The organism is Bacillus stratosphericus (assembly GCF_020524495.1).
In the GTDB taxonomy this organism is placed as follows: Bacteria; Bacillota; Bacilli; order Bacillales; family Bacillaceae; genus Bacillus; species Bacillus stratosphericus_B.
This window is the reverse complement of the sequence record NZ_JAIVLB010000080.1, coordinates 1-2792: the sequence shown is the minus strand read 5'-3', so window position 1 is coordinate 2792 and position 2792 is coordinate 1. Positions and strand designations below refer to the sequence as shown.

General features: G+C 40.0%; 7 protein-coding genes. All 7 read left to right on the top strand.

All coding sequences use genetic code 11. The annotated features are described in order from the left end of the window. Positions 1-168: YopX family protein (locus LC033_RS17495; protein ID WP_376776474.1), on the top strand; the 168-nt coding region annotated here is incomplete at its 5' end. Then, positions 168-542 carry a hypothetical protein gene (locus LC033_RS16405; RefSeq protein ID WP_226570281.1) on the top strand — a complete coding sequence of 125 codons (375 nt, stop codon included), beginning with the start codon at positions 168-170 and terminating at the stop codon, positions 540-542. The genes LC033_RS17495 and LC033_RS16405, both read left to right, overlap by 1 nt. A 1-nt stretch (position 543) precedes the next feature. Continuing rightward, on the top strand, positions 544-804 hold the full coding sequence (locus LC033_RS16400; protein ID WP_226570279.1) for a YosH family protein: 261 nt from the start codon (positions 544-546) through the stop codon (positions 802-804). A gap of 14 nt (positions 805-818) precedes the next feature. Next, a complete protein-coding gene (gene yqgA / locus LC033_RS16395) occupies positions 819-1244 on the top strand; it encodes a cell wall-binding protein YqgA (RefSeq protein WP_226570277.1) in 426 nt (141 codons plus the stop codon). A gap of 169 nt (positions 1245-1413) precedes the next feature. Then, a complete protein-coding gene (locus LC033_RS16390) occupies positions 1414-1803 on the top strand; it encodes a beta-sandwich lipoprotein (RefSeq protein WP_226570275.1) in 390 nt (129 codons plus the stop codon). Positions 1804-2029: 226 nt separating this feature from the next. Beyond that, the gene (locus LC033_RS16385; RefSeq protein ID WP_226570273.1) at positions 2030-2512 is read left to right on the top strand and encodes an ArpU family phage packaging/lysis transcriptional regulator; all 483 of its coding nucleotides are present in this window, start codon (positions 2030-2032) and stop codon (positions 2510-2512) included. Further along, positions 2509-2792 (top strand): tyrosine-type recombinase/integrase (locus tag LC033_RS16380; protein ID WP_226570271.1); only part of this gene is annotated, 284 nt, incomplete at its 3' end. The genes LC033_RS16385 and LC033_RS16380, both read left to right, overlap by 4 nt.

Here is a 2792-nt window from a genome sequence, read left to right as displayed (position 1 = left end):
CAAAAGAACTCAGCACAAGTTGTCTTTGATGATGGATGTTTTTGCGTAATTGGTTACTTAGGAGACCTACGAACTCATCTACTTCGTGATTATCTGTTTTGTGGAAAGACTTTTGAGGTCATCGGAAACATCTATGAAAATCCTGATCTTCTAAAGGAGGAAGCATGATGAACGAAAATAACCCGATTATCTATTCAGTCATAGAGAAATTGCATAAGCAGCAGGAAAAAGGCCTGCAAAAGTACGGGGGTGAGGTTGAAACCTCTTCCCACGACTTAAAAGGGTGGTTGCGACATGCGCAGGAAGAAGCAATTGATTTTGCGACATACCTTGAGACGGCAATTCAGTTACTTGAGGAACAAGAACAGGCTTTTCAAGCTCGTTATGATCATCATATCTCACAAAAATACGAAGCAATGGCAGGTTTTTATGATGGCTGGAGCAGTAGCGCAGATGCTAGAAATCACCACGCATTGAGTGCAAGCCTTGTTTATCAAGACGCTTTGACAGCAGGCTTTAAATTGAAAACGGAGGGTGAATGAAATGAAATTTTACGAGGTGCATGATCCATATTACGCATTAATCAAAGCACGTAATGAAGAAAGTGCTATAAAAATCTACACTGATAACGTTGCGGATGACGGAGACAAATTGGCAATTTCCGAAGTCACTGAACCATATGCCGCAGTCAGACACAGTCGGACAGTTGATGAGGACGGAAAATCGTTATCGGTTAAAGAAGTGCTTGAGGACATAACTAACGATAATGAAATGGTTCTGGGAAGAGACGGCAACTTGATATGAGAAAGGAGAACATAATGAAAAAACTACTAATCACACTAACTATTATTATTGCGGCGGTGCTTTATGCGCCGTCTGCTCAAGCGATATGGTCAAACTGGCAAACCGAGGGATACGGGCATCAAGCGAGAGTCTTTACGGATGACAACAATTACTATGCAGGTGCATCTACCGTTGATTGGAGAGCGGAAAAGAAGGGATCGAGCACGCTATACTACACCGCTGGAGTTTATAAAAAGCGAAGCGGTGGCGGCTTAACTGATACGAATCTTGTGCAAAGGGGCAGCTTCAAAGCGGCCACGCCTCTAAAGTCGTTTAGCGTGAGTGAAATCCGTAAGCGTACCGGCAAAGGAACATACGTGATCCAGCTTGACTGCTACACTGATTCAGCAAAAAAGAAGTATATCGGAACGTTCGAGTCCGTTAAGTTCAATATCAAATGAATTACGAAGAAGAAATACGAAATTCAGCTGGAACAGCCAAAACTTTAGCGGACAAGATGCATATTCTTAGGAAATCCTTTTTATTAACAACCGCAAAGGCTGAGTCCGCTTTAATTACAATAGGTGAGCAGATTGACCGTACTTTAAATACAAAACGAGGAGAATGAACATGAAAAAGAAATTATTAGTGTTACTTATTGCTGTAATGGCGGTTATGGCTGGATGTAGAGAGGCCGATACAGTATCGCATAACATTTCTAAATCGTCTGACTCATTTGAGGTCCAGAGAAGAATCGTTTTCTTTAATGGCATCACTGATAAGTACTTACTTACCGTAGAAGGACTTTGTGCTCTTGGAAATGGTGACAACGATCTAAGAATGACAGTAACATGCAAGGTTGGTAAGAATGAATACAAAAAGCATTATCTTGGTCTAAGTGACAATGTAAGCTTTTTCGCTGAACAGCTTGAACCAAACAAAGAAGATCCTTTCCGATACAAGATATTATTCCGTCCAGAAAACATTATTCCAGATATTGAATTACAGACAAGTAAATAAGTCCAAGACGGAGAGCCTGCGGACACTGATCAACACCTTTTACGGGTGCTGGTTGGTGTCCGTTTTCTTTTTGTCAGAAAAGAGCAGCCATGAAGAAGGAAAAGCCCAAAAAACAGCCGCAGAAGCTCACTGACAGAGATTTAAGAGAGCTTATGGGGCAAAACATGCAACGGTTAAAAAGAGCCAAAGGCGGGGCAATGCGCAGAAAATAAAAGGAGTGATTGGGATGACTAATAAAAATGATAAGAATCCAAACGAACAAACAGATCAAATGAATTTAGATATCCCTCAAATAGACGAGGAAAAAACAAGATTCAAAATGGAAAAGATGATGGAAAAATATAAAATGCTTAGGTTGCAAACGCCACAGGACTTTCTTCCAAAGATCACAACAACTTATACGATCACACCACCTAGTTTTTCAAACCAATTCCACTCATCCACCGAAGAAGCAGCTCTTAAGAAAATGGAATGGGAGATTGAGCGGGAAAAATACATGAAACGTATTGAAGGTGGAATTAATCGTCTTACGCAAAAAGAACGTCACATCTTGGTTATGCTCTATATGCAGGATGAAGAAATGTACGATTATGAAATATATGCTGAAATGGGTCTTAGTCAAAGGAATTATTACCGTTTCAAAAATAAAGCCTTTTACCGTTTAGCCTTCGCACTTAGAGAAGAAGTGTACAAGGGGGGCAAGTCATGAATTTTGTTCAGCCGATAAGAGACTTTGAGAAAGTGGAGCAAATGAAGGCTTATCTAAAAAGGAAAAACAGAAGGAATTATATATTGTTCATATTGGGTATTAGTACCGGCTTAAGGATATCTGATATCCTCAAGATCAAAAAAGAAGATTTGCTGAAAACCCACCTAGTCCTCAGAGAGACAAAAACAAAGAAGCAAAAGAGAATTCGTATACCGCCATCTGTTAGAAATGAATTGATTGCCTATGCTAAGGAACTAAAAGACGGTTCATACGTGATTAA

Bases quoted from the DNA above. Each gene is read 5' to 3' on its own strand.
- LC033_RS16390 (WP_226570275.1), top strand. From the start codon at position 1,414: ATGAAAAAGAAATTATTAGTGTTACTTATTGCTGTAATGGCGGTTATG.
- yqgA (WP_226570277.1), top strand. From the start codon at position 819: ATGAAAAAACTACTAATCACACTAACTATTATTATTGCGGCGGTGCTT.
- LC033_RS16405 (WP_226570281.1), top strand. From the start codon at position 168: ATGAACGAAAATAACCCGATTATCTATTCAGTCATAGAGAAATTGCAT.
- LC033_RS16400 (WP_226570279.1), top strand. From the start codon at position 544: ATGAAATTTTACGAGGTGCATGATCCATATTACGCATTAATCAAAGCA.
- LC033_RS16385 (WP_226570273.1), top strand. From the start codon at position 2,030: ATGACTAATAAAAATGATAAGAATCCAAACGAACAAACAGATCAAATG.